This window comes from Benzoatithermus flavus, assembly GCF_037908215.1.
Classification (GTDB): domain Bacteria; phylum Pseudomonadota; class Alphaproteobacteria; order Geminicoccales; family Geminicoccaceae; genus Benzoatithermus; species Benzoatithermus flavus.
The window spans coordinates 18,138-43,928 of the sequence record NZ_JBBLZC010000002.1 but is presented as its reverse complement, the minus strand read 5'-3'; the positions used below and the strand labels follow the sequence as shown (position 1 = coordinate 43,928).

The window sequence follows — 25,791 nt, the reverse complement described above, 5'->3', positions numbered from 1 at the left end:
ACCCTTCATCCATGCCGGCCGTCGCCTGTCTGATCGCCGATCCCGACCGGTCACCCCTCGACGGTCGCCTCGTGGAGGAAGCCGAAAAGGCGCTGCGCGGCAAGCAGCACTGGCTCGGCGAGGCGGCCGCGGCCGAGATCGCGACCGAGGAGCTGGAGCCCGGCGAGACGAAGGCACGGCTCGAGCCGCTGCTCGGCGGCCTTGCGGTCGATCTCGCCGTGCTGTCGCCGCAGCATCGCCGCAAGCGGCTCCTCGTCTCCGATATGGACAGTACGATCATCACGATCGAGTGCATCGACGAGCTCGCGGATTTCGCCGGCATCAAGCCGCAGATCGCGGAAGTGACCCGGCGGGCGATGAACGGCGAGCTCGACTTCGAGGCGGCGCTGCGCGAGCGTGTGGCGCTGCTCGCTGGCCTGCCGCAGCGCGCCATCGCAGCGGTGATCGAGGAGCGCCTCCGTCTGATGCCGGGCGCGCGCACGCTGGTCCGGACCATGCGCGCGCACGGCGCCTGCACCGCCCTGGTCTCGGGCGGCTTCACCGCCTTCACCCGTCACGTGCAGCGCCTGTGCGGCTTCGACGTCGAGCAGGCCAACGAACTCGAGATCGCGGATGATCGGCTGACCGGACGCCTGATCGGCGAGGTGCACGGCTCGGCCGCCAAGCTTGCGACCCTCTGCAGCCTGCGTGACCGGCTGGGACTCGCCGACGCCGAGACCATGGCGGTCGGCGACGGCGCCAACGACCTGCCGATGATCCGGGCCGCCGGCCTCGGCGTCGCCTACCACGCGCATCCGCGCGTGCGGGCGCAAGCGCCGGTCCGGATCGATCACGGGGATCTCACGGCTCTTCTCTATCTGCAGGGCTACCGGCGGGACGAGTTCGTCACGGGCTGAGGCCGCCAGGAACCCTCGTCGCCGCCTCGGGTTGCTCGGCACGCGGGCGGCGACCGGCACGAGCAAGCGGACACGATCTCCGGGCCGGGGTGCCGCTCCAGTCTCTTTGGAGATCGACATGACCAAGCGGCCTCTTCGGTATCTGATGCTCGGTGCCGTGGCGCTCGGGCTCGCTGCGACACCGTCCTGGGCTCGAGGCGGTGCCGGGGATGGAGGCTCCAGCGCCGGGAGCGGCAGCAGCACGGGCCGGACGAGCACGACGCCGGGCACCGGCGGGACGGTCGGCAGTGCCCCCCCCTAGCGGCGGCGCCACCGTCAATCCGGCAACGCCCGGTACGGGCCTCGGGACTCTCGGAACGAACGGCACCGGCGCCACCAACCCCGACCAGGGCGGCGGCACCCGGGCGCCAGGAGGCGCGATCCAGCGCAGCTGCCCGGCCGGCACGCAGTGGAACGAGCAGGCGCGGGCCTGCCAGTAGCCAGGATCAGGGGAGAGAGCCGGCTGCGCCTGCCGGCTCCCGGCCTCTCCTCAGTCCTTCAGCTTCAATGCCACGAAGCGCAGGTCACCCTGTCGGTTCACGAGCAGGAGGATCGATTTCTTGCTCTCCCGCTTGGCCTGGTTGACCTTGGCCATCACCTCGGGCGGTGAGCTGACCTCTTCCTGGCCGATCTCGACGATGAGGTCACCGGGTCGGAGATTCTCCTCCGCAGCCGGCGAGCCCTGGGAGACGTCGGTGATGACGACGCCCTTGGCATCGTCGTCGAGGTTGTACTGGCTCTTGAGATCGGGGGAGATGGTGCTGACCGTGACGCCGAGCGCATCGACCTTGGCGATCGCCGTGGCCTGAGGCTGCTCCTGCTGCTGCCCCTGGCCGAGCTCGGCGAGCTGCTCGTCGTCCGGGAGCTCGCCCAGCACGACGTGGAAGTCCTTCTGCTCGCCCCGGCGCCATACCTTGACGTCGACCTCCTTGCCGATCGCGGTCTCGGCCACGAGCCGCGGCAGCGAGCGCATCCGGTCGACCTTCTTGCCGTCGAACTCCAGGATCACGTCGCCCGGCTGGATCTGTGCGCTGGCCGCAGGCCCGCCGGATGTCACGCTGGCGACGAGAGCACCGCGCGTCTCGGGCAGACCCAGGCTCTCGGCGATCTCGTCGGTCACGGTCTGGATGCGCACCCCCAGCCAACCGCGCGCGACCCGGCCCGAGCGCATCAGGCTCTCGATCACCGGCCGGGCGAGGTTCGCAGGAATCGCGAAGCCGATGCCGACATTGCCACCCGAGGGCGAGAAGATCGCCGTGTTGACGCCGAACACCTTGCCGTCGAGCGTGAAGCTGGGGCCGCCCGAGTTGCCGCGGTTGATGGCGGCGTCGACCTGGATGAAGTCGTCGTAGGGCCCGGCACGGATGTCGCGGCCGCGCGCCGAGACGATGCCGGCGGTCACGGTGGAGCCCAGCCCGAACGGGTTGCCGATGGCGATCATCCAGTCGCCGACCCGGATCTGGTCGCTGTCGGCCCACTCGACGTAAGGAAAGGGCTGATCGCCCTCGATCTTGAGGAGAGCGAGGTCGGTCTTGGTGTCCCGGCCGACCAGCTTCGCAGGATATTCGCGGTCGTTGTTGAAGGCGACCGTGATCTCGTCGGCCTCGGCGATGACGTGATTGTTGGTCACGACATAGCCCGAGGGATCGATGACGAAGCCGGAGCCCAAAGAGAAGCTGCGCCGAGGCGCCTGCTGCTCGCGTTGCCGGTCGCGGTCAAAGAAGTCCTTGAAGAACTCCTCGAACGGCGAGCCCGGCGGGAACTGCGGCATGGGCACGTCCGGCTGATCGGATTGCGCCGACACTTCCTTTCGGGTGGAGACGTTGACCACAGCCGGCGCCACCTTGGCGACGATGTCAGCGAAGCCCTCGGCCGGTGCCTTCTGCTGCGCCCACACGCCCGTCGCGTCGCCGAGCAGCAGCAGGCCCAGGGCGACGGCGAGCAACACGCGACGCGTCACCCCGGCCATCCATGGCTGCCGGCCGGCATCATCCGGGCCGATAGCACTGCGCATCCTGATCCTCCTTGGCTAGCCGCCAGGGACGCATCGCGGCGGCAGCACCGGTCACGTCGGAGCCGCGCCCGCCCCTGTCTTGCTTGTTCGTGACGGCGGAGGCCCAACCGATCGCGCCCGATCATCGTTGACCGTCGGCACGGAGGCAAGCCCTTCGGTATGCCGGAGGGGATGCCGGGTCAGTGGCGGATCAGCCAGACCAGCGCCACGCCGAGGACGACGAAGGCGAGGCCGCCGATGCGCAGGGGTCCGCTGTCGAGCAGCGCCGCCCGGGCCGCGGCCTGCTTCATGCTGTCGGGGAAGAGGGCCCAGAGCGTGCCCTCGACCACGAGGACGAGAGCGAGGCCGGTGGCGAGATCGGTCATGGCATGGGTGGATGTTCGCTGGTGCGCACGGGCGCATCGAAGCCGGCGGCCCGCCGCGGGAGAACCGGCCGCCGGCAAATGGTGGTCAGGGGGCCGTCGGGGCCGCGCCGGCGCCGCCCTGCTGTGCCAGGTTGGCGTTGCCCGCCGAAGGCTGAGGCGAGCGGCCGGTCGGCAGCATGTCGAAGTAGCGGAAGAACTCGCTGTCGGGCGAAAGCACGAAGCTGGTGGCACCGTCACCCAGCGCCGCGCGGTAGGCCTGCATCGAGCGATAGAAGTCGAAGAAGTTCGGATCCTGGCCGAAGGCCTCGGCGAAGATCCGGATCGCCTCGGCATCGCCCTGGCCGCGCAGGATCTGCGACTCGCGCTCGGCCTCGGCGATGATCACCCGCCGCTCGCGGTCGGCCCGCGCCCGAATGCGCTGGCCGATCTCCGCACCCTGCGCCCGGAGCTCCTTGGCCTCGCGGTCGCGCTCGGTCTGCATCCGGCGATAGATCGCCTGGCTGTTCTCGGGCGGCAGGTCGGCGCGCTTGATCCGCACGTCCACGAGCTCGACGCCGAAGCCCTGCAGCGACTTGTTGGTCTCGTTGCGGATACGCCCCATGATCTGGGTGCGGTCCTGCGAGAGCAGCGTGAACAACGGCGCTTCGCCAAGAACGCTGCGCAGGCTCGAGAAGATGATGGGCTCGAGCCGGCCGCGGAACGCCATCTCGTTGCCGACCGACTGCTTGAAGCGCAGCGCGTTGACGATCTTGTAGCGGGCGAAGGCGTCGACCACGAGCCGCTTCTGGTCGCCCAGGACCAGCTCGACCGAGGGCGCGTCGAAGTCGAGCACGCGCTTGTCGAAATACTCGACCTGCTGGACGAACGGCACCTTCATGTGGAGGCCCGGCTCCTGCACCGTCCGCACGGGGTTGCCGAACGACAGCACGAGGGCCTGCTGCGTCTGGTTGACGGTGAACAGGCTGCTCAAGAGCAGGAACAGCACGACCACACCGGCGACCGCCGCCACGATCAGCATGCGGGGGTTGGGGTTCATGGCGGGCATCCTCCTCGGGCTCACTGGCTCGCTCCCTGGCCGCCGAGCTGCGCCTGCGGCCCCTGCTGCTCGCGGGAACGCCGCTGCAGCTCGGGCAGCGGCAGGTAGGGCACCACGCCACCCGCCCCCTGCTTGCTGTCGATGATCACCTTGTTCACGCCCTTGAGGATCTCCTCCATGGTCTCGAGGTAGATCCGGCGCGCGGTCACGTCCTGGGCCTTCGTGTACTCGGCGAGGATGGTCTTGAAGCGCTCGGCCTCGCCGGTCGCCCGTGCCACCGCCTCCTGCTTGTAGGCCTGCGCCTCCTGCAGCAGCCGCTCGGCCTCGCCGCGGGCACGCGGGATGATGTCGTTGGCGAACGCCTCGGCCTCGTTCTGGGCGCGCTCCTTGTCGGCCTGGGCGCGCTGCACGTCGCGGAAGGCGTCGATCACCTCGGCCGGCGGATCGGCTTTCTGGAGCTGCACCTCGTCGATCAGGATGCCGCTGCCGTACTCGTTCATGAGTTGCTGGAGCTGCTCGCGCGCACGGAGCTCGATGGCGCGCCTTCCCTCGGTCGTGGCCTCCACGATCGGTGTCTGGCCGATGATCTCGCGCATGACGCTCTCGGCCACGGCCTTCACCGTGTTCTCGGGCTCGCGGATGTTGAAGCGGTACTGGGCGGCATCGCCGATGCGCCAGAGGACGACGAAATTGATGTCGATGATGTTCTCGTCGCCCGTGAGCATCAGGGCCTCGTCCTCGATGTCGCGGGCGCCCGTCGAACGCACCCCGCCCGGCTGCGCGGAGCGGAAGCCGATCTCGATCCGGTTGACCCGCGTGACCGGCACCTTCTCGACCGATTCGATGGGAGCAGGGAGATGGTACTTGAGGCCCGGCGTGGTGACGCGGTCGAGCTTGCCGAAGCGTAAGACCAAGCCCTGTTCGTCGGGCTGCACCGTGTAGATGCCGCTCGCGAGCCACAGGCCCAGAATGACGAGGCCGACGAGCGCCAGCCCCTTGCGACCCACGCCGCCCGGCCCGCTGCCCGCACCGCCCGGAAACAGGTTCTTCACCTTCTCCTGGCTGCGGCGAAGCAGCTCTTCGAGGTCCGGCGGCTGCTGCCCGCCGCCAGGGCGACCGCCCCAAGGTCCGGGGCCGCCCCCGCCTTGCCAGCCCCCTCCGCCTTGACTGTTCCAGGGCATCGTCAACTTTCCTCGGCTGTGCTGAGATCGAGGGCGAGCACGCTCGCCATCGGGGGCCGCCCCGCTTGTCTCGAACCGTTTCGACAAGCGCTTATATCGGTCGCAGCACTTGAGGGATCAACCATGAACGAACCTTCCCGCGAGCAGGTCCTGGAAGCGCTGCGCAAGATCCGCCACCCGCGTCGCGATAGCGATGTCGTGAGCCTCGGCATGATCTCCGGCGTGGTGATCAAAGGCGGCAATGTCGGCTTCGCGATCGAGATCGACCCCGGCGAGGCGCAAGCGCTCGAGCCGTTGCGCAAGGCCTGCGAACAGGCCGTGAAAGCCCTTCCGGGCGTCCTCTCCTGCACGGCCGTGCTGACGGCGGAGCGTGCGCCGGGTGGTCGCGGCCCCGCGGGCCCGGCGCCGACGCTGGGCGGCCAGCGTCAGCCCGCACAGCAGATGCCGCTGGTACCCGGTGTCAAGGCGATCATTGCCGTGGCTTCCGGCAAGGGCGGGGTCGGCAAGTCGACCACGGCCGTGAACCTCGCCATGGGCCTTGCTGCGATCGGCCAGAAGGTCGGACTGCTCGACGCCGACATCTACGGGCCGTCCCTGCCGCGCATGGCCGGGATCTCCGGCCGCCCCACCTCGACCGACGGCCGGAAGCTCCACCCCATGGAGAATTACGGGGTCAAGATCATGTCGATGGGCTTCCTCGTCGACGAGGACGCCCCCATGATCTGGCGCGGTCCCATGGTGCAGAGTGCCTTGCAGCAGATGCTGGGCGACGTGCTCTGGGGCGAGCTCGACGTGCTCGTGGTCGACCTGCCACCCGGCACCGGCGACGCGCAGCTCACCATGGCGCAGAGAGTGCCCCTGGCCGGGGCGGTGATCGTGAGCACGCCGCAGGACATAGCGCTCCTCGATGCGAGGAAGGCCATCAACATGTTCCGGAAAGTGGACGTGCCGGTCCTCGGGATCGTCGAGAACATGTCCTATTTCTGCTGCCCGAACTGCGGCCATCGCGCCGAGATCTTCGCGCACGGCGGTGCCAGAGCCTGTGCGGCGCAGTACGGCGTCGACTTCCTGGCCGAGATCCCCTTGGAGCTCGCGGTGCGCGAGACCAGCGACGCCGGGCGGCCGATCGTGGTGAGCGATCCGAGGAGCCCGGTCGCCGAGGCCTACCGGCAGCTCGCCATGACGGTGCGCGACAAGCTCGCTGCACAGGCGGGCGGCACCGCCAGGAAATTCCCGCGCATCGTCTACACCTGAGCGGAAAAGGAAACGGGGCGGCGCTGCCGCGCCGCCCCGCTCGTGACGGATCCGCTTTCCGAGCGCCGGTACGTCTCAGGCCGCCTCGGCGGCCTCGACCCTGGCGCGGGCGACCTCGACCGCCCGCTCGAGCCGATGACGCTCGGCCTCGTTCTTGGCATCGGCGAGATCCTCCTCGGCATCGCGCAACGTGCGGCGCGCCGCCTCGGCCTGGATCTCCTCGACCGGCTCGGCCCCTTCGGCGAGCACGATGCAGCCGCGCTCGTTCACCTCGGCGAAGCCACCGGCCACGAACACGCGCCGGTCGACCTTGTCGCCCTGGTAGATCGAGATCACGCCCGGCCGCAGCAGCGACATGAACGGCGCATGCTGTGGCAGGACGCCGAAGTCGCCCTCGGCGCCGGGGATCACCACCATGTCGGCCTCGATGCTCGCGAGCAGCCGCTCGGGTGCGACGAGCTCGAAGGCCACCTTGTCAACGGCCATGACACGCCGCCTCCCTTATGCCGCGGCGGCCAGCTTCTTGGCCTTCTCGATCGCCTCGTCGATGGTGCCGACCATGTAGAACGCGGCCTCGGGCAGGTCGTCGTAATCGCCGTTGACGATCCCCTTGAAGCCGCGGATCGTCTCCTCGACCGGGACCAGCTTGCCGGGCGTGCCGGTGAACACCTCGGCCACATGGAAGGGCTGGCTGAGGAAGCGCTGGATCTTGCGCGCACGCGCCACGACCAGCTTGTCCTCCTCCGAGAGCTCGTCCATGCCCAGAATGGCGATGATGTCCTGAAGCGCCTTGTAGCGCTGCAGGGTCTCCTGGACGGCGCGCGCGACCCGGTAGTGCTCCTCGCCGACCACACTGGGTTCGAGGATGCGCGAGGTCGAATCCAGCGGATCCACGGCCGGGTAGATGCCGAGCTCGGCGATCTGGCGCGAGAGCACCGTCGTCGCGTCGAGGTGGGCGAAGGTCGTGGCCGGAGCCGGGTCGGTCAGGTCGTCGGCGGGCACATAGACGGCCTGCACCGAGGTGATCGAGCCCTTCTTCGTCGAGGTGATCCGCTCCTGCAGCGCGCCCATGTCGGTGCCGAGCGTCGGCTGGTAACCCACCGCCGAGGGGATGCGGCCCAAGAGCGCCGACACCTCGGCACCCGCCTGGGTGAAGCGGAAGATGTTGTCGACGAAGAACAGCACGTCCTGGCCTTCCTGATCGCGGAAGTACTCCGCCACCGTGAGGCCGGTCAGCGCCACGCGGGCGCGGGCGCCGGGCGGCTCGTTCATCTGGCCGTAGATGAGCGACACCTTCGACTTCAACGGATCGTCGAGGTTGATGACGCCCGATTCGATCATCTCGTGGTAGAGATCGTTGCCCTCTCGGGTCCGCTCACCCACGCCCGCGAACACGGACACACCGCCGTGTGCCTTGGCAATGTTGTTGATGAGCTCCATGATGAGCACGGTCTTGCCGACCCCGGCGCCGCCGAACAGGCCGATCTTGCCGCCTTTCTGGTAGGGGGTCAGCAGATCGACGACCTTGATGCCGGTGACCAGCACCTCGGTCGTGGTCGACTGGTCGACGAACTCGGGCGCCGGCGCATGGATCGGCGCCGTCACCGACGCCTTCAGCTCGCCGCGCTCGTCCACGGGCTCGCCGACGACGTTGAGGATGCGGCCCAGCGTCTCCTTGCCGACGGGAACGGTGATCGGCCCTCCAGTGTCGATCACCTCCTGGCCACGGGTCAAGCCCTCGGTCGCATCCATGGCGATCGTACGCACGGTCGCCTCGCCGAGCTGCTGCGCCACCTCGAGCACGAGCCGCCTGCCGTTGAGCTCGGTGGTGAGCGCGTTCAGGATCGGCGGCAGCGCCCGCTCGTCCTCGAACTGCACGTCGACGACCGCGCCCATGATCTGCGTGATCCGCCCGACGGCGACGTTCTCTTTCGTTGCTACATCGTTCATCGTGTTGCTCCCAACCACGCCTTCGGGTGGACTAGACCGCCTCGGCGCCGGAGATGATCTCGATCAGCTCCTTGGTGATCTGCGCCTGCCGCTGCCGGTTGTAGCTGAGCGTGAGCCGGTTGATCATCTCGCCGGCGTTGCGGGTCGCGTTGTCCATGGCGGCCATGCGCGCACCCTGCTCGCTCGCGGCGTTCTCGAGCAGCGCGCCATAGATCTGGACCGCGAGGTTGCGCGGCAGTAGCTCGCCCAGGATCCGCTCCTCGTCTGGCTCGAACTCGTAGACCGCCCCGGCCTCGGCTCCGGTCTCTGCCCCTTCCTCGGCCACAGGCGCCTCGACGGGGACGAGCTGCTGGAAGGTGAGGATCTGCGAGACCGCGGACTTGAAGCGGTTGTAGACGATCGTGCAGACGTCGAACTCGCCGGCCTCGTAGAGTTCGAGGATCCGGCTCGCGACACGCTCGGCGTCGGCGAACTCGATCCGCCGCTTGCTGACGATCCCGTCGAAGAACTCGACGATCCGATCCCGATACTCGCGCCGGAGCATGTCGCGGCCCTTGCGGCCGATGCAGATCAGCTTGACCTGCTTGCCCTGGCCGAGGAGCTCGCGGATGCGGCGGCGGGCGCCGCGCACGATCGTGCTGTTGAAGCCGCCGCACAGGCCGCGGTCGGCCGTGGCGACGACGATGAGGTGCACCTCGTCCTTGCCGGTGCCGGCAAGGAGCGGCGGCGCGCCGGGCAAGCCCGCCACGCCGGCCGCGAGGTTGCGCAGCATGACCGACATGCGCCCCGCGAACGGGCGGGACGCCTCGGCCTGCTCCTGCGCCCGCCGCAGCTTGGAGGCGGCGACGAGCTTCATGGCGCTCGTTATCTTGCGCGTCTGCCGCACCGAGTTGATGCGGACGCGCATGTCCTTGAGGCTTGGCATGGCGTGCTGCTACCGCCCCGGCTCAGGAGAAGCGCTGCGCGAACCGGTCGAGGAGCGCGCGGAGCTTCTTCTCGGTGTCGGCGTCGAGATTGCCCGTGGTGCGGATCGTCTCGAGGATGTCCCTGCCATTGGCCCGGATCTCGGCCAGGAACTGCTCCTCGAACCGCCGCACGTCCGAGACCTTCAGCGTGTCGAGATAGCCGTTCACGCCGGCGAAGATCACCGCGACCTCCTCCTCCATCGGCATCGGCTGGTACTGCGGCTGCTTCAGGAGCTCGGTCAGACGCGCGCCGCGGTTGAGGAGGCGCTGTGTCGCCGCGTCGAGGTCGGAGGCGAACTGCGCGAACGCCGCCATCTCGCGGTACTGGGCGAGCTCGAGCTTGATCGTGCCCGCGACCTTCTTCATGGCCTTGGTCTGGGCCGAAGAGCCCACGCGGCTCACCGAGAGGCCGACGTTCACCGCGGGCCTGATGCCCTGGTAGAACAGCGTCGTCTCGAGGAAGATCTGACCGTCGGTGATCGAGATCACGTTGGTCGGGATGTAGGCCGACACGTCGTTGGCCTGGGTCTCGACCACGGGCAGCGCCGTCAGCGAGCCGCCGCCATTGGCCTCGTTCATCTTCGCGGCGCGCTCGAGCAGGCGCGAGTGGAGGTAGAACACGTCGCCGGGAAACGCCTCGCGGCCGGGCGGGCGGCGGAGCAGCAGCGACATCTGGCGGTAGGCCGTGGCCTGCTTCGAGAGATCGTCGTAGACGATCACGGCGTGCATGCCGTTGTCGCGGAAGAACTCGCCCATGGCGCAGCCGGCGTAGGGGGCGAGGAACTGCATCGGCGCCGGATCGGAAGCAGTGGCCGCGACGACGATCGAGTAGTCGAGAGCGCCGTGATCCTGGAGCGTCTTGACGAAGCGCGCCACCGACGAGCGCTTCTGGCCGACGGCGACGTAGATGCAGTAGAGCTTCTTGCTCTCGTCGTCACCCGCCTGCTCGTTGTAGCGCTTCTGGTTGATGAAAGTGTCGATCGCGATCGCCGACTTGCCGGTCTGGCGGTCGCCGATGATGAGCTCGCGCTGGCCGCGGCCGATCGGGATCAGGGCGTCGACGGCCTTGAGCCCGGTCAGCATCGGCTCGTGCACCGAGCGCCGCGGGATGATGCCCGGCGCCTTCACCTCGACCAGCCGCCGCTCGGTGGCCTGGATCGGGCCCTTGCCGTCGATCGGGTTGCCGAGCGCGTCGACGACGCGACCCAAAAGCGCCTTGCCGACCGGCACGTCCACGATCGACTTGGTCCGCTTGACCGTGCCGCCCTCGTGGATGTTGCGGTCGCTGCCGAAGATCACGACACCGACATTGTCGTTCTCGAGGTTCAGCGCCATGCCACGGGTGCCGTCCTCGAACTCGACCATCTCGCCGGCCTGGACCTCGTCCAGGCCGTAGACGCGAGCGATGCCGTCACCCACCGACAGCACGCGGCCGACCTCGGCCATCTCGGCCTCGGTCCCGAAATTGGCGATCTGCTCCTTGAGGACAGCAGAGATTTCGGCCGCTCGGATATCCATCAGCGAACCCCTCTCATCGACAGCTCGAGATGCTGTAGCTTGGTCTTGAGTGACGCATCGATCATGCGCGAACCGATGCGGACGACGAGCCCACCGAGCAGCCCCGGGTCGACCGAGGTCGTGAGCTGCACGGGCCGCCCGGCATAGGCGGCCACGGCGTCCTTGATGCTCGCCAGCTGCGCCTCGTCGAGCGGCACCGCCGAGGTCACCTCGGCGGTCTCCTCGCCCCGGTGCTGGGCGAGAAGACGGTTGAATGCGGCGATCATGGCCGGCAGCGCCGCGAGGCGGCGCCGCTCGGCGATGACGCCCAGGAAATTCTTGACGATCCGACCGAGGCCGAGCTGATCGGACAGAGCCTCCATCGCCCGCGCCTGGTCCTCGCGGCTGACGATCGGGCTCGATATCAGCCGCTTCAGATCCGCGCTCTCGGCGATGGCGCGATCGAGCGCCGCCAGGTCGCGCTCGACCTGCTCGAGGGCGCTGCGCTCGGAGGCGAGCTCGAATAGGGCCGTGGCGTAGCGACCGGCAACGCCCGATGCCATAGCGGTGCTAGCAGGCAATCTCTGCTTCCCCGACTTGCTGCGAGAGTGCGCCCGTGAGGGGCGTGCGGCACGATCGTGCCTCTCCCCCGCGAAAGGCGCGCTGCAGATAACACACGGCCCTAGGGCACGACAAGCCAAGCGCCCAAATGGCCGCTAAGGCGGTTTGCCGCAGCAGAGCCGTCATCTCTCTGGCATTCCAATGGCCTCCCGCAGGCCGCTGCCCGAACGGCCTGCCTCCCATGATCCTGACGAGGAGAGCGCATCGCGACCACTACGAGGGCGCGCCGCCGACCGCGAGCGCTCCCGGGCACGGATGCCGCCGTGGGGAGCGGGCTCGAGCGGAGCGGCCGGTGCCACCCGGTCGCGCTCGCGACCATAGCATGGTCGGTGCGGCCTGCACGACCCTCCATTATCGTAATCCATGTCGCGATCGTGACAACAGCGTCATGCGACGACAGCCCGGCCCCGAGCTGCTACAAGATGAGAATCTGCGGCGGAGCAAGCGGGGCGACGTCATGGAGGCGATACGTACCTCGACCACGATCCTCGCCGTGGCGCTGGCGGCGATGCTCGCCGCCTCGCCGGCAACGGCCCAGGATGCCGGGGAGCCGGCGCCGCCCACGGAGGTCCAAGAGCTCCTGCGCCTGCTCGCCCGGCCGAGCGTGCGCGCCTGGCTCGAGCAGCAGCCCGTGGCCGTGCCACCACCTGTGGGCGAAAGCCCGGCCCAGCCGGCCGTGCCCGGGAATGCGCTTTCCGACTCACCGCAACATTTCGTGGCTGCCCGGCTGACGGCGCTGCGGGATCATCTCCAGCGGCTCGCCGAGGCGGTGCCGAAGGTGCCGGCCGAGCTGGAGCGTGCTTGGCTCGTGCTCTCGCTCGAGTTCGAGGAGCGCGGCCTTTTCCAGGTCCTGCCCCTGATCGCCGCCTTCATCGCCCTCGGCTTCGGCGTCGAGTGGCTGTTCTGGCGGGCTACGACCGGCATCCGGGCACGGATCGGCTCGGCACCGCTCGCTACCGTAGCCGAACGCCTGCACACGGTGGGCACCCGCTTCGCCTTCGGTCTCGGCCTCGTCACCGCCTTCGCGCTCGGCAGCGTCGGCGCCTTCCTGGCGTTCGAGTGGCCGCCGCTTCTGAAGGAGATCGTGCTGGGCTATCTCCTCGCCTTCCTGAGCCTGCGCCTCTCGCTCGTGGTCGGCCGCTTTCTCCTCGCTCCCGGCGGCCGCCGGTCCACGGACGACGTGGCCCGGTTCCGCATCGTGCCGATGACGACCGAGGCGGCACGGTTCTGGCATCGCTGGCTCGGCGCCGCGGTCGGCTGGTTCGCTTTCGGCTACGTGACGATAGGCCTCCTGCGCACGCTGGGCACCGACCCGGCCGTGCGCCTGCTCGCCGCCTACACGCTGGGCCTCGGTCTCCTCGCGATCGGCCTTTACGTCGCCTGGCACCGCCCCGCACCGGGCGAGCCCGCTGCAGGCAGCGATGCCCCGGCGTCGCGCAGCGGTCCCTGGCTCGTCTCGGCCTACTTCGTGCTCTTGTGGCTGCTCTGGGTGGCGGCGGCGATGCCGGCCTTCTGGCTCGCCGTGGTCGCGGCCGGCTTGCCGCTCGCGATCGGGCTCGTCAAGCGCTCGGTCGACCACCTGCTGCGGCCGCCCGGCGCCACGGCAAGCGATGCCGTCACCCCGCCGCTCACAGCCATCCTGCTCGAGCGTGGCCTGCGGGCACTCCTGATCATCGGCGCGGCGTGGCTCCTGGCCTGGGCGTGGGACCTCGATCTCGCCTCGATCACCAGCCGCGATACCATGTCGACCCGCCTGCTCGCAGGCGCTCTCAACGCCGTCGTCATCGTTCTCCTGGCCGATCTCGTCTGGCATCTGGCCCGGGCCGACATCGACTGCCGCATCCAGCGGGCGACCTCGCCGGCCGATGCCGATACGGACGAGGCGCGACGACAGGCGCGGCTGCGCACGCTGCTGCCGATCGTGCGCAACATCCTGTTCGTGCTGGTGATCGTCACGGCGGGCCTGATGGCGCTCTCGGCCCTGGGCGTGCAGATCGGGCCGCTCCTCGCCGGTGCCGGCGTGGTCGGTGTGGCCATCGGCTTCGGCGCTCAGACACTCGTCAAAGACATCATCTCGGGCGTGTTCTTCCTGCTCGACGACGCGTTCCGGGTCGGCGAGTACATCGAGAGCGGCAACATCCGCGGCACGGTGGAATCGTTCTCCTTGCGCTCGGTCAAGCTGCGCCACCACCGCGGCTACCTGCACACCGTGCCGTTCGGCTCGCTGCACACGATCACGAACTATTCGCGCGACTGGGTGATCGACAAGCTGACCCTGGGCGTCACCTACGACACCGACCTCGACAAGGCGAAGAGGATCATCAAGCAGATCGGCAAGGAGCTCGCGGCCGATCCCGAGCTGGCGCCCAACATCATCGAGACCCTGAAGATGCAGGGTGTCGAGGAATATGCCGACTTCGCGATCAAGATCCGGCTCAAGATGACGACCAAACCCGGCGAGCAGTTCGTGATCCGCCGCAAGGCGCTGGCCCTCATCAAGAAAGCCTTCGCCGAGAACGGGATCAAGTTCGCCTATCCGACGGTGCAGGTCGCGGGCGGCGAGAGCACCGCCGCTGCGGCGCAGGCCATGCTCGAGGCCACGCAGAAACCCGCGGCTTGAGCGCCGGATGGCAACGGGCGTAGGCTTGCGGCCATGATGTGCCGTCCCGAGGAGCGCGACCTCGAGCACGCCGCGCGCCGCGCCATCGCCGCGGCGCGAGCGGCGGGTCATGTGGACGCAGCGCTGATCGAGGCCGCGACCGACGAGGTGGCAGCGATCTGGGCGCACATCGACCGTGCCGTGATCCGGGCCGCGGTGCAGGCCGCGGCCGCAGCGGAGCCGCCCGATCAGGATCGCGGGACCTGCTAGCCCGATCCTTTCCGCTTTGCCCGGCTCCTCCTGCCAAGCTAGCATGGTCGATCACCCCGGATGGGGAGGTACCGATGCAGGCTTCCGCAACGGAACGGCGCCTCGCGGCGATCCTCGCTGCCGACGTGGTCGGCTACTCGCGCCTGATGGAGCGGGACGAGGTGGGAACGCTCGCCCGCCTCAGGGCGCATCGCCAGGCGTTCCTGGAACCCCTGGTCGCGGCCCACCAAGGGCGCGTGGTCAAGCTGATGGGCGACGGCGCCCTGGTCGAGTTCCCGAGTGCCGTCGAGGCGGTGGCCTGCGCCGTCGCGCTGCAGGCCGGGATCGCCGAGCGCGAGCGGGACGTGCCGGAGCAGGACAAGATCCGCTTCCGGCTCGGGATCAACGTCGGTGACATCATCCTCGAGGACGGCGACATCTATGGCGACGGGGTGAACATCGCCGCCCGCCTGCAGACCCTGGCCGAGCCGGGCGGCATCTGCCTCAGCCGCAACACCTACGAGGAGGTCCGAAACAAGCTCGCGCTCGCCTTCGCGCCCATGGGCGAGCAGAAGGTCAAGAACATCTCCGCTCCGGTCGGCGTCTGGCGTGTTCGGCCGGAAGGGGCGGTGGGCTGGCCGGCCCACACCGCGAGCCGGGCCCCGAATCGCTGGGTCGTCTGGGCAGCCGCCGTGTTGCTGGTCTTGGGCTTGGCCAGTGCAGGAGCCTGGTACGGCTTGCGGTCGCCGGTGGCCGGGACCGAGCCCGGCGAGAGACAGACGGCCGATGCCTCGACGACGGCGCTTCCGGCCGAGCCGACCTTGATCGTGCTGCCGTTTGCGAACATGAGCGGCGATCTGGAGCTCGACTATTTCAGCGACGGGCTGACCGAGGACCTCACCACCCAGCTCGCGCGCAACCCGGAGCTGCGCGTGGCCGCGCGCAACACGGCCTTCGCCTACAAGGGCAAGGCCGTCGACGTGCGCAGCATCGCGCGTGATCTGGGTGTGCGCTACGCGCTCGAGGGCAGCGTGCGCCGCGGCGGCGACAAGGTGCGGATCACCGCCCAGCTCATCGACGCCACGACGGGCAATCATGTCTGGGCCGAGCGCTACGACGGCGAGGGCTCCGATATTTTCGCACTCCAAGACGCGGTGACACAGAAGGTCATGAGCGCTCTGGGTGGTTTCCACGGCCAGATCCGCGAGGCCGACTATCGCCGGGTGTGGAGCAAGCCCAAGGCGAGCCTCGAGGAGTACGACTATTTCCTCCGCATCCACGATCTCATCGTCTCCGACGATCCGGAGAAGCTCGATCAAGCACGCCAGGTGGCGCTCGAAGGCCTGCAGCGCTTTCCCGATTCCGGGCTGATGCGGATCAAGCTCGGCTGGACCTACATGCAGCGCTTCGATCGCGGCCAGAGTGCCGATCCCGACCGGGACCTCGCCGAGGCCTACCGGCTCGGCAAGGAGGGAATGCAGCGGCCGGACCTGCCGGCGCTGGCGCAGTGGCACGGCCACTGGCTGATGGCGCTCGCGAACCTCTACACCGAGAGGGATCATGCCGCAGCGCTGGCGGAGCGCGAGGCCACGCTGGCGGCAGCTCCCACCGATCAATCGACCCGCGCCGATCTCGCCCGTGTCCTGGTGTTCGCGGGCATGCCCGATGCGGCGATCGCGTCCCTGAACGAGGTCATCGCCGAGAAGCCGCGGAGCGTCGGATGGATGTTCAGCGAGCTGGGCAGGGCCTACTGCAGCAAGGGCCAATACGAGGAAGGCATCGCATTCTTGCGCAAGGTGAGCCAGCCGGCGGCGATCGACTATCAGTTCCTGGCCGCCTGCTACGGGCTGGCTGGCCGGATGCCCGAAGCGCGTTCGGCCGCTGCGCGGCTCATGGAGCTGAGCCCGTCGCTCGATCTCGACGCTCTGCGGCGGAGCAACCCCTACAAGGACCAAGGCTTCCTCGGCCGCTACCTCGCCGCGCTGCACGCGGCAGGCGTGCCCGACAGGCCGAGCTAGCGGGGCCGCAGGAGCCGCAGGCAGCGTACGATGTCGGCGAGATCGCACCGGGTCGTGACCGCGAAGCCCAGCGCCTCGGCCATCGGAATCAGGACCTTCTCCTGATCCTTGCCGATCTCGAGGAGTGCCGTGCCTTCCGGTGCCAGGAGCCGCGGCAGGTCGGGGAGGATCGCCCGGTAGGCGTCGAGGCCGTCCGCGCCGCCATTCAGCGCCGCACGCGGCTCGAACAGGCTCACCTCCGGCTCGAGCCCGGCGATCTCGGCCGTCGGGATATAGGGCGGGTTGCTGACGACGAGATCGAACGGGCCGGAAACACCTTCCGCCCAGGCCGTCTCGACCAGTTCCAGCCGGGAATCGACGCCGAGCCGCTCGGCGTTGCGCCGCGTGCAGGCCAGCGCCGTCTCGCTCGTGTCGGTGCCGAGCCCGCGCGCGTTCGGGAACAGGTGCAGAAGGGTCAGGAGCAGGCAGCCCGAGCCGACGCCGATGTCGAGGAGCCGCAAGGGTCGGCCGCGGTCGGGAAAGGCGGCAAGGGCTGCCTCGATCAGGGTCTCGGTGTCGGCACGCGGCACGAGCACGCCCGGACCCACGGCGAACGGCAGGCTCCAGAACTCGGCCCGGCCCAGGATATAAGCCATGGGCTCGCGCGTGGCGCGGCGGGCGAGAAGAGCGCGAAAGGCCTGGGTCTCGTGTACCGGCACGGGTTCGGCCGGCTCGGTCACGAGCCGCGCGCGGGAGCGGCCGGTAGCGGCCTCGAGCAGAAGGCGCGCCTCGAAGCGCGGGTTCCCGATCCCGGCGGCTGCCAGCGCCCCGGTTCCCTCGGCGAGGAGATCGCCCGCCGTGATCAACCGGCCTCCGCGAGCCTTGCGGCTTGATCCTCGGCGATCAAGGGCTCGATCACCTCGTCGAGCGCGTCGCCCGCGATCACCTGGTCGAGCTTGTAGAGGGTGAGGTTGATCCGGTGGTCGGTGACCCGGTTCTGCGGGAAGTTGTAGGTGCGGATGCGCTCGGAGCGGTCCCCCGAGCCGACCTGGCCCTTGCGGCTCGCGGCCCGCTCGGATTCGCGCGCCAGGTACTCCTGCTCGTAGAGCCGGGCCTTCAGGATCTTCATGGCCTTGGCCCGATTCTTGTGCTGCGACTTCTCGTCCTGGATCGCGACGACCAGCCCGGTCGGGATGTGCGTGATGCGCACGGCGCTCTCGGTCCGGTTGACGTGCTGGCCGCCCGCCCCGCTCGCTCGGTAGACGTCGACCCGCAAATCCTTCTCGTCGATCGTGATGTCGACGTCCTCGGCCTCGGGCAGCACGGCCACGGTCGCAGCCGAGGTGTGGATGCGTCCTTGCGCCTCGGTGGCCGGCACGCGCTGCACGCGATGCACGCCGGCCTCGTACTTGAGCCGCGCGAACACGCCCTGCCCCGAGATCTCGGCCACCACCTCCTTGATGCCGCCGAGATCGCTCTCGCTGAGCGAGAGGATCTCGAACCGCCAGCGCTTGAGGTCGGCATAGCGCTGGTACATGCGCAGGAGATCGCCCGCGAACAGCGCCGCCTCCTCGCCGCCCGTGCCGGCGCGGATCTCGAGGATGGCGCTCTTCTCGTCGGCCGCGTCCTTGGGCAGGAGCAGAATGCGCACCTGCCGCTCGAGCTCCGGCAGCCTGGCCTCGAGCGCGCGTCGTTCCTCGAGCGCCAGCTCCTTCATCTCCGCGTCGGTCGCGGGATCGCGTAAGATGGCGTCGAGATCGGCGATCTCCTTGCGGGCGTTGCGGTAGGCCTCGATCCCCTCCACCACCGGCCCGAGATCGGAGAACTCCTTCGCGAGCTTGGCGTAAACGCCAGGCGAGGCCTCGGCGAGCAGGGCCTGCAGCTCGTCGTGGCGGGCGAGGATCTGATCGAGCTTCGCATCGAACGCGGGGACGGCCATCGCCCTGCCCTCACCCGGCGAGCCGGGCGGGAAGCGCTTCCTGGCTCAGCTCCTCTTCCGCGCCGCTGTCGAGATCGCGCAGCTTCACCACACCGCGCGCGAGCTCGTCGCTGCCGATCGAGACGGCGAAGCGGGCACCGATCCGGTCCGCGCGCTTCATGCGCTGGCCTGGCTTGCCCTTGAAGGCGAGATCGACCGCGATGCCGGCCCGGCGCAGCTTGTCGGCGAGCCTCCACGCCTCGGCCTCGGCCTCAGGACCGATCGGCACGATGGCGACGGGGCGCGGCTGTGCCGGCGCTTCGGGCAGCAGCATGGCGAGCCGCTCCACGCCTGCGGCCCAGCCGACACCCGGCACGTCCGGGCCGCCCATCTCGCGCATGAGGCCGTCGTAGCGCCCGCCCGCCATGACCGCACCCTGAGCGCCCAGGGCCGTCGTCGTGAACTCGAACGCGGTGTGGGTGTAGTAGTCGAGGCCGCGCACGAGCCTGGGGCTGAGCTGGAAGGCGACGCCGAGCTGCGCGAGGCCTTCCTGCACGCGCGCGAAGAAGTCCCGGCTCGCCTGGTTCAGATAGTCGTGCAGGAGCGGTGCTTCGGCCACCACGGCCCTATCGCCCTCGTCTTTGCTGTCGAGGATGCGCATGGGATTGCGCTCGAGCCGGGCGAGGCTGTCCCTGGAGAGCCTGTCTTTATGGTCTTCGAGATAGCGCACCAGCACCTCGCGATAGGCCTGCCGGCTCTCGCGGTCGCCCAGCGTGTTGAGCTCGAGCACGGTCTGCGGCAGAACGCCGAGCGCCTCCAGGATGTGGGCGCCGAGCGCTATCACCTCGACGTCGGCCATGGGCTCGGACGAGCCGATCAGCTCGACGCCGATCTGGTGGAACTGACGCAGGCGCCCCTTCTGCGGCCGCTCGTAGCGGAACATCGGGCCGTAGTAGAAGAACTTCTGCGGCAGCTCCTGGGCGAGGCCGCCCGAGATCACCGCGCGCACGACGCTCGCCGTGTTCTCGGGTCTGAGCGTGAGCCGGTCGCCGCCGCGGTCCTCGAAGGTGTACATCTCCTTCGTGACGATGTCCGAGGTCTCGCCGAGCGTGCGCTGGAACACCTCGGTGAACTCGAAGATCGGCGTGGCGATCTCGCCGTACCCGTAGCGGCGCGCGATCTCGCGGCCGGTTGCGGCGACGTGGCGATGGCGCAGGAGCTCCTCGCCGAGAAGATCGTGGGTGCCGCGGGCCGGGCGAAGCTGGCTCATGGATCTCGCCTGATGCTGGCTCATGGGTCAGGCGTCGGCCGGCGCACGGCCGTAGCGACGCTCGACATAGGCCTCGACGATGGCCTGAAACTCCTCGGCGATCCGCTCGCCGCGCAGCGTGTGCGCCTTCCTGCCGTCGATGAAGACGGGTGCCACCGGGCTCTCGCCGGTGCCGGGCAGGCTGATGCCGATATCGGCGTGCTTGCTCTCGCCTGGGCCGTTGACGATGCAGCCCATGACGGCGACGTTCATGGTCTCGACACCGGGATAGCGGATCTGCCAGACCGGCATCTGCTCCCGAAGCCAGGTCTGGATGCGGTCAGCCAAGTCCTGGAAGAAGGTGCTCGTGGTGCGGCCGCAGCCCGGGCAGGCGGCGACCTGCGGCGTGAAGGAGCGCAAGCCCAGCGCCTGCAGTACCTCCTGGCAGAGCACGACCTCGTTGGTACGCGGCTCGTTCGGGCGCGGGGTCAAGGAGGCGCGGATCGTGTCGCCGATCCCCTCCTGCAGGAGGAGCGAGAGGCCGGCCGCGGTGGCGGCGATGCCCTTGATGCCCATCCCGGCCTCGGTCAGGCCGACATGGAGCGCGTAAGCGGAGCGGCGGGCGAGCTCGCGATAGACCGCGACCAGATCCTGCACCCGGCTGACCTTGACCGAGATCACGATGCGGTCGGCCCCGAGCCCCAGCCGCTCGGCGTAAGCGGCGCTGTCCAGCGCCGAGCGCACCAGCGCCTCGCGCAGGACGAAGTCGGCGGGCTTGGGATCGGGCGCGGCCGCGTTCTGGTCCATGAGGCGCGCCGCCAGATCCTGGTCGAGGCTGCCCCAATTGACGCCGATCCGCACGGGTCGATCGAAGCGCAGCGCCGCCTCGATCATCATCTCGAACTGGCGGTCGCGCTTCTCGCCGAAGCCCACGTTGCCGGGATTGATGCGGAACTTGGCGAGCGCCTTGCCGAGATCGGGATGCTCGCTCAAAAGGCGGTGGCCGTTGTAGTGGAAGTCGCCCACGAGCGGCACGTCGCAGCCGAGAATGTCGAGCCGCTCGCGGATGAACGGGACGGCGCGCGCCGCCGCGTCGTTGTTGACCGTCACCCGGACGATCTCGGAGCCGGCCCGCGCCAGCTCCAGCACCTGCCGGGTGGTGGCGTCGATGTCGGCCGTGTCGGTGTTGGTCATGGACTGGACGACCACCGGCGCGCCGCCGCCGACCACCACCTTGCCGACGCGCACCGCATGGGTGCGGTGCCGTTGCCGCTCTGTCAGTGCCACCATGCCCGAATCGTATCCTGAGGCCGCCCGCGTTCCGTCGGCAGCGATATGGCCCGACCGGTCCTTTGCTGCAAGCGCTCTCGCCGGCTCAGCGCGCAGCCGCGGCCATTCGCTGTTTCAGGCTGTCGGGAGCGAGCGGCAGATTCTTGATCACCGCGCCGCTCTCGCCGAGGCGGCCCACGCTCTGCCCGTCGACCAGGATCTCGATCCCGCCGGCATTGCCGGTCCACAAGGCAAGATCGGTGCGGTCGGGCAGGGCGAAGCGCTCGCCCGCCTGCAGGGTGCGCGTCCGCACATAGTCGCGGCTGGCGCTTCGCACCTGCAGCCAACTGCTTTCGTGGGCGAGGATCACCACCCGGCCGTCCTGGCTCTGGCCGGCGACGGCAGATGCTGCGGGCGGCGCCTGGTCGGCATCGAGCGCTGCCAGCAGCACCGGCGCGCCGCCCGCTCCTGCCGTGTTGCTCTCGGCTGCTACGGCGCTCGTCACGTCGGGCGTGACGTTCGGCTTCACCGGGCTCGCCGGCGGCTCGGCCTGGGCAACCGCTGCCGGCACGGTAGAAGCAGCCGCCGTCGCAGGCACCTGCGAAGTGGGAGGTGCGGGCGCAGCGGCACCCGCCGTCGGGGCGGGTGTCGCAGGCTCGACCGGCCCGCTCGGCCCCGGATCGCGGCTCGCGAGCACGCTCCGGGCGAGCTCGCCGAGCTCGCCCGGCGCTTCCGCAACCTGCTCCGGCGCCGTCGACCGCTCGACGGAGAGCACGTGATAGCCGGCATAGAGGGCCGTCGCCAGCATGAGCGAGGCCGTGACCAGCGCCGCGGTGGGACGCCGGCTCTCGCTCAGGGGCTCGCGGTAGCTAAGCTCGGGTGGTGCGGTCACGTCGCTGACGGCGGCCTTGAGCCGCTCCACCAGCGCCTTGCCGTCGAGCCCGAGATAATCGCCGTAGCTGCGCAGAAAGCCAATCGCGTAGGGACGGCCGGGAATGCCGCGGATGTCTCCCTGCTCGAGGGCCGTCAGGTAGGCCGGCCGGATACGGAGATAGGCGGCGACGTCGAACAGGTCCTCACCACGCGCGGTGCGAGCCTGGTAGAGCTCCTGACCGATCGACCTCAACGCCTCGTCGTTCTGGCCCTGCTGCGCTACAGGCGTTCTGCCACGTAGAGTGAACATCAGGTGGGACCTTGTTGAAACCGTAGCAGGAAAACGGGTCCGGCCGGCTGTGCTTTCCTTAGCAAAATGTCACCTGCCCGCCAAACCCGATCGCGATCTCGACCTGGGGTTGCCCCCTTCAGAAGGGCTGATAGACACTCATCGGCAACACCACACCGTGATCCTGGGCGTAGGCCTGCAACCTTCCACGTAAGCTGTGGTCGGGCAGATCCAAGAGGCGCCGCAGATACTGCTCGAGGCGGCCGACGTCGATGCTACGCAACATCGCTTTCACCGGGCCGACCTCGCTCGGCGCGAGCGAAAGGTGGCGTAAACCCAGGCCGATCAAGGCCATAGCCTCGAGCGGGCGGCTCGCCATCTCGCCACAGACCGATAGTCGCACCCCCGCCGCGCGGCAGCGCTCGATCAGGTCGCGAAAGAAGCTCAGAGCCGGAGGCGACAGAACGTCGTAGCGGTCGACGAGCGCCGGGTTGCCGCGGTCGCAGGCGAACAGGAACTGGAACAGGTCGTTGCTGCCGACCGAGACGAAGTCCACGCGCTTCAGAAGCGCCGGGAGCTGCCAGTAGAGCGAGGGCACCTCGAGCATGGCGCCGACCTCGATCCGCTCGGGCAGCTCGGCTCCCCGAGCGGTGGCGCGCTCGATCTCCATGTCGAGCAGCCGCCGCGCCGCCTCGAGCTCGGCAACCTCCGCGATCATCGGGAACATGACGTGAAGCACGCGTCCCGCCGCGGCCTTGAGGAGCGCTCTGAGCTGCGAGCGCAGCACGGTCGGCCGGTCGAGCGTCATGCGGATGGCGCGCCAGCCCATGGCGGGGTTGTCCTCGGGCGGCATCCGCCAGTAGGGCAGGTGCTTGTCGCTGCCGACGTCGAGCGTGCGGAACACGACGGGCCGGCCGTGCGCCTGATCGAGCACCTCGCGGTAGTGCGCGGCCTGGCTGTCCGTGTCGGGGAACCGGCTCCGGGTCATGAAGGCGAGCTCGGTCCGGAACAGTCCGCAGCCCTCCGCCCCCACCCTCTCCATCTCGGCGAAGTCGACGAGGAACGCGGCGTTGATCGAGAGCGAGATCGGAATGCCGTCCTGCGTCACCGAAGGGAGCGCCCGGATCTGCTCGTAGAGGTCGCGCTGCTCGGTGCGCGTCCTCATGGCACTCTGGAACGACTGCAGGATCTCGTCGTTCGGCCGGACGAAAAGCTGGCCGTTGTCGCCGTCCAGCGCCAGCATGTTGCCCTGGTCGATGATGCTCATCGCCCCGTCGACGCGGCCCAGCATCGGGATGCCGATCGCACGCGCCACGATGGTGACGTGGGCGGTCTTCGATCCCTCCTCGAGCACCACCCCGCGCAGCTTGGCGCGGTCGTACTCGAGGAGATCGGCGGCACCGAGATTGCGGGCAACGAGGATCGTGTCCTCGGGCATCAGCGTCGAGTCGGGACGGAGCGACTTGCCGACGAGATGGCGCAGAAGACGGTTGGCGAGATCGTCGAGATCGATCAGTCGTTCACGCAAATAGGGATCGCTCGCATGCCCGATGCGGACACGGGTCTCCTCCTGCACGCGGCGGACGGCGGCCTCGGCCGAGAGACCGGTGTCGATCGCCTCCTTGATCCGCCGGAGCCAGCCCAGATCGTGTGCGAACATGATATAGGCCTCGAGCACCTCGCGGTGCTCGCCGCCGGCGAGATCGGTCGTGGCCAGCATCTCGTCGAGCGACTGGCGCAGCTCGGTGATGGCGGCCTCGAGCCGGGCGATCTCGGCCTGCGGGCTGTCGGCGAGCAGGCGGGTCACCTCGACCCTGGGCTCGTGCAGCCAGGCCCGCCCGACCGCCAGGCCCTCGACCAGCCGCAACCCGTCGAGCCGGCGCATCTCGGCGGTCCCGACGGTCAGATCGGCATACTTGCTCTGGTCGATCAGCTCGCCCGAGCCGAACATCTCGGCGAGCAGCGAGGCGATGACCTGCATCGCCTCGATCTCGTCCTCGGCATAGGCGCGTCGGGCCCGGTTCTGGACCGTGAGCACGCCGACCACCCGTCCGGCGCGCAGGATCGGCACGCCCAGGAACGAGTGATAGACCTCTTCCCGCGTCTCGGGGCGGTAGGCGAAGTTGGGGTGCGACTGAGCGTCGGCGGTGTTGATCACCTTGCCCTGGGCCGCGATCGTGCCGACCAGGCCCTCGCCGACGGCGAGCCGGGTGCGGTGCACGGCCTCGGGTGCCAGGCCCACCGTCGCGAACAGCTCCAGGATGTCGCCGGCCCGGTTGAAATAGACCGAGCACACCTCGGCCACGAGGTTGGCCGCGATGAGTTGCACGATCCGGTCCAGCCGCTGCTGCGGTGTCACCGGCTCGGCCACCACCTCGACCAGCCGCTTGAGCAGCCGGCGCGAGGCCGAGAACTCGATGCTGCGCCGGGCCTCCGCGGCGTGGTCGGGAAGGCCCCGCCCGCCCGTGGTCGACATCAACTGCCTGCGCCCGCTGGCGGCGGGTCGCCACAGCACCGCGCCAGCGCCTCTTCGGCCTGTCCGACGAGCTCGGCCATGATCGCCGCCACGGGCTGGATCTTCTTGACCATGCCGACACTCTGGCCCGCCATCAGGGAGCCGTTCTCGACGTCGCCATCGACCACGGCCCGGCGCAGCGCGCCTGCCCAGAAATGCTCGATGGCGAGCGAAGCCTCCTCGTAGGTGAGCTCGCCACGGCGATAGCGGCCGATGACCTCGATCTGGGTCTCGGTGAAGCGGCGCGTGCCGGCATTGGCAAGGGCTCGCACTGGGATCACCTTGAACTCGGGATCGACCTGCACCGAAGGGACGGCGTCGCGCGCGGACGCCCGGATGAAGGCCTGCTTGAAGGCCGGGTGCGCCCGGGATTCCTCCGCGCAGACGAACACCGTGCCCATCTGCACGCCCGCGGCCCCCATCTGGAGATAGGCGGCGATCATCTCGCCGTGGCCGATGCCGCCCGCCACGAACACCGGCACCTCGTCGACGTGGGGGAGGATCTCTTGCGCCAGCACGGAGGTCGCGACCGGACCGATATGGCCGCCCGCCTCCATGCCCTCGATCACGAGCGCATCGGCACCGCCGCGGATCAGCTTTCTCGCGATGGGGAGAGCGGGCGCGAAGCAGATCACCTTGGCACCGCCCGCCTTCAGGCGCTGCATGGCATCGCGCGGCGGCAGCCCGCCCGCGAGCACGACGTGCCCCACCTTGCGGTCGAGGCAGACCTCGACCAGCTCCAGGAGCTGCGGATGCATGACGATGAGGTTGACGCCGAACGGCCTGTCGGTGAGCACCGCCGTGGCGGCGATCTCCTCGTCGAGCCGAGCGGGTTCCATCGAGCCGCAGGCGAGGACGCCGAAGCCGCCCTCGTTGCTGATCGCGGAGACGAGGTGACGCTCGGAGACCCAGGTCATCGCCCCGCCCATGATGGCGAGCTCGGTGCCCAGAAAGCGCCGGCCGCGCTGCCACAGCCGGTCGACGCGGTCGTGCCGTGGCAGTGCCGGCGCCATGG

At 69.3% G+C, this 25,791-nt stretch carries 21 protein-coding genes; 5 read left to right on the top strand and 16 right to left on the bottom strand.

Annotation, left to right across the window (positions count from 1 at the left end; translation table 11 throughout):
• The first annotated feature begins 11 nt into the window (after positions 1-11).
• Positions 12-896, top strand: a complete 885-nt coding sequence (gene serB / locus U1T56_RS02600) for a phosphoserine phosphatase SerB (RefSeq protein WP_418157882.1) — start codon at positions 12-14, stop codon at positions 894-896.
• Positions 897-1,425: 529 nt separating this feature from the next.
• Here the strand turns inward: serB and U1T56_RS02595 are convergent.
• The 4 genes from U1T56_RS02595 to hflK all read right to left on the bottom strand — a co-directional run bounded on the left by U1T56_RS02595 (position 1,426) and on the right by hflK (position 5,531).
• A complete protein-coding gene (locus tag U1T56_RS02595) occupies positions 1,426-2,949 on the bottom strand; it encodes a DegQ family serine endoprotease (protein WP_418157881.1) in 1,524 nt (507 codons plus the stop codon).
• Positions 2,950-3,128: 179 nt separating this feature from the next.
• On the bottom strand, positions 3,129-3,314 hold the full coding sequence (locus U1T56_RS02590) for a DUF2065 domain-containing protein (RefSeq protein ID WP_418157880.1): 186 nt from the start codon (positions 3,312-3,314) through the stop codon (positions 3,129-3,131).
• Between the two features lie 85 nt (positions 3,315-3,399).
• Positions 3,400-4,350: a protease modulator HflC gene (gene hflC / locus U1T56_RS02585; protein WP_418157879.1), complete on the bottom strand. Its 951-nt coding sequence runs from the start codon at positions 4,348-4,350 to the stop codon at positions 3,400-3,402.
• A 20-nt stretch (positions 4,351-4,370) separates the two neighbouring features.
• On the bottom strand, positions 4,371-5,531 hold the full coding sequence (gene hflK, locus U1T56_RS02580; protein ID WP_418157878.1) for an FtsH protease activity modulator HflK: 1,161 nt from the start codon (positions 5,529-5,531) through the stop codon (positions 4,371-4,373).
• Between the two features lie 123 nt (positions 5,532-5,654).
• Here hflK and apbC point away from each other — a divergent pair, with 123 nt between their 5' ends.
• Positions 5,655-6,785 (top strand): iron-sulfur cluster carrier protein ApbC, encoded by a 1,131-nt coding sequence (gene apbC, locus U1T56_RS02575; protein ID WP_418157877.1) that lies wholly within the window; start codon positions 5,655-5,657, stop codon positions 6,783-6,785.
• Between the two features lie 75 nt (positions 6,786-6,860).
• Here the strand turns inward: apbC and U1T56_RS02570 are convergent, their stop codons facing one another.
• Genes U1T56_RS02570 through U1T56_RS02550 form a run of 5 tightly spaced genes read right to left on the bottom strand, consistent with a single transcriptional unit; the run spans position 6,861 to position 11,778 of the window.
• The gene (locus U1T56_RS02570) at positions 6,861-7,271 is read right to left on the bottom strand and encodes a F0F1 ATP synthase subunit epsilon (protein WP_418157876.1); all 411 of its coding nucleotides are present in this window, start codon (positions 7,269-7,271) and stop codon (positions 6,861-6,863) included.
• Between the two features lie 15 nt (positions 7,272-7,286).
• A complete protein-coding gene (atpD, locus tag U1T56_RS02565; RefSeq protein WP_418157875.1) occupies positions 7,287-8,735 on the bottom strand; it encodes a F0F1 ATP synthase subunit beta in 1,449 nt (482 codons plus the stop codon).
• A 31-nt stretch (positions 8,736-8,766) separates the two neighbouring features.
• Complete coding sequence (locus tag U1T56_RS02560) at positions 8,767-9,660, bottom strand: F0F1 ATP synthase subunit gamma (protein ID WP_418157874.1); 894 nt, start codon at positions 9,658-9,660, stop codon at positions 8,767-8,769.
• A gap of 22 nt (positions 9,661-9,682) precedes the next feature.
• Positions 9,683-11,218: a F0F1 ATP synthase subunit alpha gene (gene atpA, locus U1T56_RS02555; RefSeq protein WP_418157873.1), complete on the bottom strand. Its 1,536-nt coding sequence runs from the start codon at positions 11,216-11,218 to the stop codon at positions 9,683-9,685.
• On the bottom strand, positions 11,218-11,778 hold the full coding sequence (locus tag U1T56_RS02550) for a F0F1 ATP synthase subunit delta (RefSeq protein ID WP_418157872.1): 561 nt from the start codon (positions 11,776-11,778) through the stop codon (positions 11,218-11,220). Before U1T56_RS02550 ends, atpA begins: the two co-directional genes overlap by 1 nt.
• Before the next feature lie 428 nt (positions 11,779-12,206).
• On the opposite strand from U1T56_RS02550, the gene U1T56_RS02545 reads away from it, so the two are divergent.
• The 3 genes from U1T56_RS02545 (at position 12,207) to U1T56_RS02535 (ending at position 16,684) form a co-directional block, all read left to right on the top strand.
• Positions 12,207-14,438, top strand: coding sequence for a mechanosensitive ion channel domain-containing protein (locus U1T56_RS02545; protein WP_418157871.1), 2,232 nt, complete (start codon positions 12,207-12,209; stop codon positions 14,436-14,438).
• A gap of 33 nt (positions 14,439-14,471) precedes the next feature.
• Complete coding sequence (locus U1T56_RS02540) at positions 14,472-14,687, top strand: hypothetical protein (protein WP_418157870.1); 216 nt, start codon at positions 14,472-14,474, stop codon at positions 14,685-14,687.
• Positions 14,688-14,761: 74 nt separating this feature from the next.
• A complete protein-coding gene (locus tag U1T56_RS02535; protein ID WP_418157869.1) occupies positions 14,762-16,684 on the top strand; it encodes an adenylate/guanylate cyclase domain-containing protein in 1,923 nt (640 codons plus the stop codon).
• Here the strand turns inward: U1T56_RS02535 and prmC are convergent.
• From prmC to U1T56_RS02500, 7 genes are all read right to left on the bottom strand, one after another.
• A complete protein-coding gene (gene prmC / locus U1T56_RS02530; RefSeq protein ID WP_418157868.1) occupies positions 16,681-17,529 on the bottom strand; it encodes a peptide chain release factor N(5)-glutamine methyltransferase in 849 nt (282 codons plus the stop codon). The genes U1T56_RS02535 and prmC overlap by 4 nt on opposite strands.
• Positions 17,526-18,602 (bottom strand): peptide chain release factor 1, encoded by a 1,077-nt coding sequence (gene prfA / locus U1T56_RS02525; RefSeq protein ID WP_418157867.1) that lies wholly within the window; start codon positions 18,600-18,602, stop codon positions 17,526-17,528. The genes prmC and prfA overlap by 4 nt, the downstream gene beginning before the upstream one ends.
• A gap of 10 nt (positions 18,603-18,612) precedes the next feature.
• The gene (hisS, locus tag U1T56_RS02520) at positions 18,613-19,851 is read right to left on the bottom strand and encodes a histidine--tRNA ligase (RefSeq protein WP_418157866.1); all 1,239 of its coding nucleotides are present in this window, start codon (positions 19,849-19,851) and stop codon (positions 18,613-18,615) included.
• Between the two features lie 27 nt (positions 19,852-19,878).
• On the bottom strand, positions 19,879-21,120 hold the full coding sequence (gene ispG, locus U1T56_RS02515) for a flavodoxin-dependent (E)-4-hydroxy-3-methylbut-2-enyl-diphosphate synthase (protein WP_418157865.1): 1,242 nt from the start codon (positions 21,118-21,120) through the stop codon (positions 19,879-19,881).
• An 85-nt stretch (positions 21,121-21,205) separates the two neighbouring features.
• Positions 21,206-22,225, bottom strand: coding sequence for a helix-turn-helix domain-containing protein (locus U1T56_RS02510; protein WP_418157864.1), 1,020 nt, complete (start codon positions 22,223-22,225; stop codon positions 21,206-21,208).
• Positions 22,226-22,400: 175 nt separating this feature from the next.
• Positions 22,401-24,737 carry a phosphoenolpyruvate--protein phosphotransferase gene (gene ptsP, locus U1T56_RS02505; RefSeq protein WP_418157863.1) on the bottom strand — a complete coding sequence of 779 codons (2,337 nt, stop codon included), beginning with the start codon at positions 24,735-24,737 and terminating at the stop codon, positions 22,401-22,403.
• Positions 24,737-25,789 (bottom strand): NAD(P)H-dependent flavin oxidoreductase, encoded by a 1,053-nt coding sequence (locus tag U1T56_RS02500; protein ID WP_418157862.1) that lies wholly within the window; start codon positions 25,787-25,789, stop codon positions 24,737-24,739. Before U1T56_RS02500 ends, ptsP begins: the two co-directional genes overlap by 1 nt.
• Positions 25,790-25,791 lie beyond the last annotated feature (2 nt).

Bases quoted from the DNA above. Each gene is read 5' to 3' on its own strand.
- ptsP (WP_418157863.1), bottom strand. From the start codon at position 24,737: ATGTCGACCACGGGCGGGCGGGGCCTTCCCGACCACGCCGCGGAGGCC.
- ispG (WP_418157865.1), bottom strand. From the start codon at position 21,120: ATGGTGGCACTGACAGAGCGGCAACGGCACCGCACCCATGCGGTGCGC.
- U1T56_RS02570 (WP_418157876.1), bottom strand. From the start codon at position 7,271: ATGGCCGTTGACAAGGTGGCCTTCGAGCTCGTCGCACCCGAGCGGCTG.
- U1T56_RS02595 (WP_418157881.1), bottom strand. From the start codon at position 2,949: ATGCGCAGTGCTATCGGCCCGGATGATGCCGGCCGGCAGCCATGGATG.
- apbC (WP_418157877.1), top strand. From the start codon at position 5,655: ATGAACGAACCTTCCCGCGAGCAGGTCCTGGAAGCGCTGCGCAAGATC.
- U1T56_RS02500 (WP_418157862.1), bottom strand. From the start codon at position 25,789: ATGGCGCCGGCACTGCCACGGCACGACCGCGTCGACCGGCTGTGGCAG.
- U1T56_RS02545 (WP_418157871.1), top strand. From the start codon at position 12,207: ATGCGACGACAGCCCGGCCCCGAGCTGCTACAAGATGAGAATCTGCGG.
- serB (WP_418157882.1), top strand. From the start codon at position 12: ATGCCGGCCGTCGCCTGTCTGATCGCCGATCCCGACCGGTCACCCCTC.
- atpA (WP_418157873.1), bottom strand. From the start codon at position 11,218: ATGGATATCCGAGCGGCCGAAATCTCTGCTGTCCTCAAGGAGCAGATC.
- hflK (WP_418157878.1), bottom strand. From the start codon at position 5,531: ATGCCCTGGAACAGTCAAGGCGGAGGGGGCTGGCAAGGCGGGGGCGGC.
- U1T56_RS02590 (WP_418157880.1), bottom strand. From the start codon at position 3,314: ATGACCGATCTCGCCACCGGCCTCGCTCTCGTCCTCGTGGTCGAGGGC.
- hisS (WP_418157866.1), bottom strand. From the start codon at position 19,851: ATGAGCCAGCTTCGCCCGGCCCGCGGCACCCACGATCTTCTCGGCGAG.
- prfA (WP_418157867.1), bottom strand. From the start codon at position 18,602: ATGGCCGTCCCCGCGTTCGATGCGAAGCTCGATCAGATCCTCGCCCGC.
- hflC (WP_418157879.1), bottom strand. From the start codon at position 4,350: ATGAACCCCAACCCCCGCATGCTGATCGTGGCGGCGGTCGCCGGTGTG.
- U1T56_RS02540 (WP_418157870.1), top strand. From the start codon at position 14,472: ATGATGTGCCGTCCCGAGGAGCGCGACCTCGAGCACGCCGCGCGCCGC.
- U1T56_RS02535 (WP_418157869.1), top strand. From the start codon at position 14,762: ATGCAGGCTTCCGCAACGGAACGGCGCCTCGCGGCGATCCTCGCTGCC.
- atpD (WP_418157875.1), bottom strand. From the start codon at position 8,735: ATGAACGATGTAGCAACGAAAGAGAACGTCGCCGTCGGGCGGATCACG.
- U1T56_RS02560 (WP_418157874.1), bottom strand. From the start codon at position 9,660: ATGCCAAGCCTCAAGGACATGCGCGTCCGCATCAACTCGGTGCGGCAG.